Source organism: Vibrio sp. TMPB1044 (assembly GCF_030442075.1).
Taxonomy (GTDB): domain Bacteria; phylum Pseudomonadota; class Gammaproteobacteria; order Enterobacterales; family Vibrionaceae; genus Vibrio; species Vibrio satsumensis.
Window position 1 is genome coordinate 1 of the sequence record NZ_JAUJED010000062.1, and the last position, 4,154, is coordinate 4,154.

Below are 4,154 nucleotides of genomic sequence, written 5' to 3' on the forward strand. Positions count from 1 at the left end.
TATGCATATCTATAACAAATCAATGTGGAGTGACTCCGCTTCCCTTGGATGAATTTCATACAAGTACAAGTAAAATGATTCGATTCTCTTTTTCCGTTAGGCGCCCAGACTTACTTACAGCGTGTGATAGGTTAAGTAGCTTAAATATAGGTAAAATCGATGAAAGATAAATATATAATTTTGGGCGGTGGCCCTTCTGCCGCTTTGATAACGAAAAGGTTAATTTCTGAGGGGAAACAAGTTTTAATTATATCCGATAAGTTAGGTGGTTCCATGTCTTGTATGGGATATAGGCAACTACAGTCATACAAGAACGAGCTTGATATCAAACATCATGAAAAATCTATAAACGATTATATTTTCGACAATTCTTTAACCCCAAATGCGGCTAATTATATAGATTATATAACAGATTGTATTAAAAATTATCCAATTGAAGTAGTCCTAGGATTTGTTTCATTTATAGAGGAAAGGAAAGATATTTATTCCTGCCACGTAATAATCAATGGGGAGATAGTAGAGTTTGAAACTAAAAATTTGATAATTGCTACAGGTATAAAACCTAAGAATATACCAAATGTGATAGATTCTTATAATACAATAAATTGCTTTTCAGCATATCAATTTTTTGAATCTGATAAATGTCTAGAAAAACTTGGTTACGAAGTTTTTATAATTGGTAGCGGAAATTCAGCCTTCCAAATTGCCACTTCTGCCTATGAAAGGGGGTTTAAATCAACCGTATTGGCTCGCGAATATCTAGGGGTTTATCCACAAGAAAATCAGGATCGGTTCGCACTTAGAGCACCATCTCAAAAGACCATTGAATACATATGGAAATCTCAGAGTTATTCTGAGTTGGTAGAGTCACGTTTTCTAATATATAGCAATTTTTCTCGTTCTAAAGATTGCATTTCAGCCCTATTTGAAAGAAAAAAAAATAACAATCATATTGCAAGACGTTGTTACGATAATCTACCAGTTGAAGAGGATTGCAGTAAGAAAGTGATTTCTATAAATATCGAAAATTCTATAGTTGTTTCAGCGATTGGTACAATTGGTAATTTGCCAGATAATAATATTAAGGGACTGTATTTAAATGATAAAGGTTTTGTTAGTAAAATTAAATCTAAGTCTGGAAGTAAAAATATTTCCGTTATAGGAACTTTAGCTGGAGCTAGATCTATTAATACGATGGATTGTTTTGACTGAGGGGAAAGTAAAAATGTTGATTAATGAGTTAAAGGATGGTTTTGGTTGTAGACTGAGAGAACTCGATCTTTCAAAAGGAAAAGTTGATGATGATTTAATATTAAAGATAAAGAACATCCTTTTCAAATATAAAGTTATAATTATAGAAGACCAATTTTTTTCCGATGAAGAATATTTATCTTTTATGTCAAAGTTTGGGAAGCCAATTACTCATATTCTATCTGAATTCGCTCTAGAACATGTGCCAGAAATAATAAAAATATCGAATTATGTTGATTCCGATGCTAGAGAACACGGTGTCCTTTATGGTGGTGCTTACTGGCACAGTGACATGGCTTATCGTAAAGAGGTTGGTGTTGCGACTTCGTTATATGCAATAAATGCTCCTGAAAATGGACCGAAAACAATGTTTCTCGACTTAGAATCAGGGCTTAAATCTATTGTTAATAATATTAATTTTCATAGGGAGTTATCAGAGGTTTATGGCCTTGATTTACAGTCAACTAAAGTTATTCATAAATTTGGTAACAGAAGGAAAATTACAGATAATGAGGAAAATGAGCAAAAATTATCAAGCGAAAAATGTAAAGATCATGAACATTGCCTGCATGACCTTGTAGTAAGACATCCAATTACTGGCGCAGCCTCACTATTTGCTACTAGTGGAAGCTCATTTAAAATTGAAGGTAAAAGCGAACTAGAATCTATTTTTATTTTGAATTTATTGGAAGATTTTATTTTTGAAAATTCGAAATACTATGAACACTCTTACACTAAGGGGGAGATAATTATTTGGGATAATATTTCTACTATTCATTGCGGTAAAGGAATTTCACCTTGTGAATCAAAAGAGGATAGCAGAATTTTACACAGGATTAATATTCACTATGGAGAGTAATATGATAAAAAATTTAGTTTTAATTTCTCAGACTTACATTGATTTAGGTTCTGATATTATTTTAGGAATGCTATCCAGCAGAGTTAAAATTACTTTATTTATAAGCGAAAGTGAGGATGTTGATGAGAGAATCAGTCCTTATCTAGATGAAATTTACAAAGTTTCGAGCTCACTGGATAGTAGCCTACGTCCGGTGTTATCCCATGAAAATATAATAGAAATTTTGCGTGATGAGATCTCGGATATCAACCCTTCTAATAGTTTTTCTATATTTTGCCAGCAAGAAGATAATGTATTGACTGCTGCGTATGTTAGAGAGGCTCTGAATATCAAAGGAGATTTGCCAAGCGATATTTTGAAGTTCAGAGATAAGTTATTAATGAAGGAAATAGTTGGAAAATTAATGAGCAATAGCATTCCTAAACATACGTGTTTAGATGTTGGGCGAGCGAAAAGTAGTGAAAAAGAGTATTATGAAAATTTGACTAAAACGTTAGGCGAGATCTTGGTTATAAAACCTACAAGTGGGGCAGGTAGTGTAAATGTTAGAATTGTAAATAATTTATGTGATTTTAAGAATTTTATCGAAATGATAGAGGATAATAAATATAATTTTTCTTATGAGGTTGATGAGTTTATAGAAGGTAAAATGTATCAGTGTGATTCAATAGTTGTGGACGGCAAAGTTTATTTTTCGGGTATCTTGGAATTAGGGTGCTCTAATTTTGACTTTGTCTTAGGAAAACCTTTATCAGTTTTTCCTGTCCTCGATAAGAAACTATATGAGATATTATCTATTTTTAATCAGAGTGTAATAGATGCTCTTGGTTTTTGTAACGGCTCTACTCACTTAGAAGTGTTTGTTTCAAACGACAATGGAAAAATTACGTTTCTAGAGATAGCAGCCCGTGTGCCCGGTGGAATTGGGGTTCCTTATCACAAAAAAAATAGTAATGTTAATATGGTTGATGCAACCCTCTTGTTGAGCTGCGGATTAGATATTAAGCAGTACATTAAACCTAAATTTAGCAACAATGTTGTTTCAGCCTTACTGCCTGTTCAGAATGGTAAAGTGCTCGAATTACTGGAGCCCAGATTGCAAAGTCAATATGAACTGCAATGGCATATCTCAGTGGGTGACATTGTAGAATCAAACTCTCTTGTTGACACTGCAGGTGTTTTAACCTTTTTTAACGATGATTTGGTTCAATTAAGAGCTGATTTTGAAAGCTTGCAAGCTTATTGCCCTGTTCGCGCTGTCGAAATTTAAATTGGTAATAGTTTTATGCATTATTGTTTATGCTTTATGGGGCTTTGTTTTCAAATTCAAATTTTGAGACAAAAGCCCTTACATGTCTAACTATTAGACGAGCGTTATTGTCTCAGGCTCGCTTGATCCTTCCAGTTTGTTTAATGCTCTTTTATCATGGTGTAAGTATCGCAATCTGCTGAAGCGAGAGGGGAAGCTATTTGTGGAATATTATCAGGTCAGTTTGTGAGTAAACTCAAAACTCGAAAAGTGAGAACATCCAAGCCTAAACTGATGAAATATATCCTCAAGCTCAGAGGAAGACCTATCAAAGCAATGCCATAACTTACCGATGAGGAAGTTGAACGGTTTAGATATGAATTGGATGTTTGAGAAGAGCGATTAAAATATCTGTCGGAATAACATAAGTACATCAAATTAAAGGTAGTTTTTTGTGAATCTGATTTATGTCTATCTTGGAAAGCGCTGCCATCGATAACCCTGCAGATGATACCGAGAGTGAACTGGGATTTAGAATCCATATAGAACATCCTTAGTTCTCTAAAGTTGAAGTAATCACTTTAAAGGTCAGCCAATTCAGTCCCGTCCTTTTCCCTCAGTAGTTAACGTAAATGAGAAGGTTGCTTGGTAATTAAGGCATTACAGAATCGCTTGGTGATCACATTTTACCCGTGGCACTTTGTGATTACCGAGGGACGTTGACGGTCTAATTACCGAAGGACTCTGTCATAGTCTTATTAATAGTAGTCAACTATGACAGGTCTACTCCTATTC

Annotated in this window: 3 protein-coding genes; all 3 read left to right on the top strand. The window is 34.1% G+C overall.

The annotated features are described in order from the left end of the window. Positions 1 to 159 precede the first annotated feature (159 nt). Genes QQ041_RS22105 through QQ041_RS22115 form a run of 3 tightly spaced genes read left to right on the top strand, consistent with a single transcriptional unit; the run spans position 160 to position 3,380 of the window. Complete coding sequence (locus QQ041_RS22105) at positions 160 to 1,212, top strand: SidA/IucD/PvdA family monooxygenase (RefSeq protein WP_285955063.1); 1,053 nt, start codon at positions 160 to 162, stop codon at positions 1,210 to 1,212. A 13-nt stretch (positions 1,213 to 1,225) separates the two neighbouring features. Continuing rightward, positions 1,226 to 2,110, top strand: coding sequence for a TauD/TfdA family dioxygenase (locus tag QQ041_RS22110; RefSeq protein ID WP_285955064.1), 885 nt, complete (start codon positions 1,226 to 1,228; stop codon positions 2,108 to 2,110). 1 nt (position 2,111) lies between these two features. Then, positions 2,112 to 3,380, top strand: coding sequence for an acetyl-CoA carboxylase biotin carboxylase subunit family protein (locus tag QQ041_RS22115; RefSeq protein ID WP_285955065.1), 1,269 nt, complete (start codon positions 2,112 to 2,114; stop codon positions 3,378 to 3,380). Positions 3,381 to 4,154: the final 774 nt, after the last annotated feature.

Coding starts and splice junctions, on each gene's coding strand:
- QQ041_RS22105 (WP_285955063.1), top strand. CDS start 160: ATGAAAGATAAATATATAATTTTGGGCGGTGGCCCTTCTGCCGCTTTG.
- QQ041_RS22110 (WP_285955064.1), top strand. CDS start 1,226: ATGTTGATTAATGAGTTAAAGGATGGTTTTGGTTGTAGACTGAGAGAA.
- QQ041_RS22115 (WP_285955065.1), top strand. CDS start 2,112: ATGATAAAAAATTTAGTTTTAATTTCTCAGACTTACATTGATTTAGGT.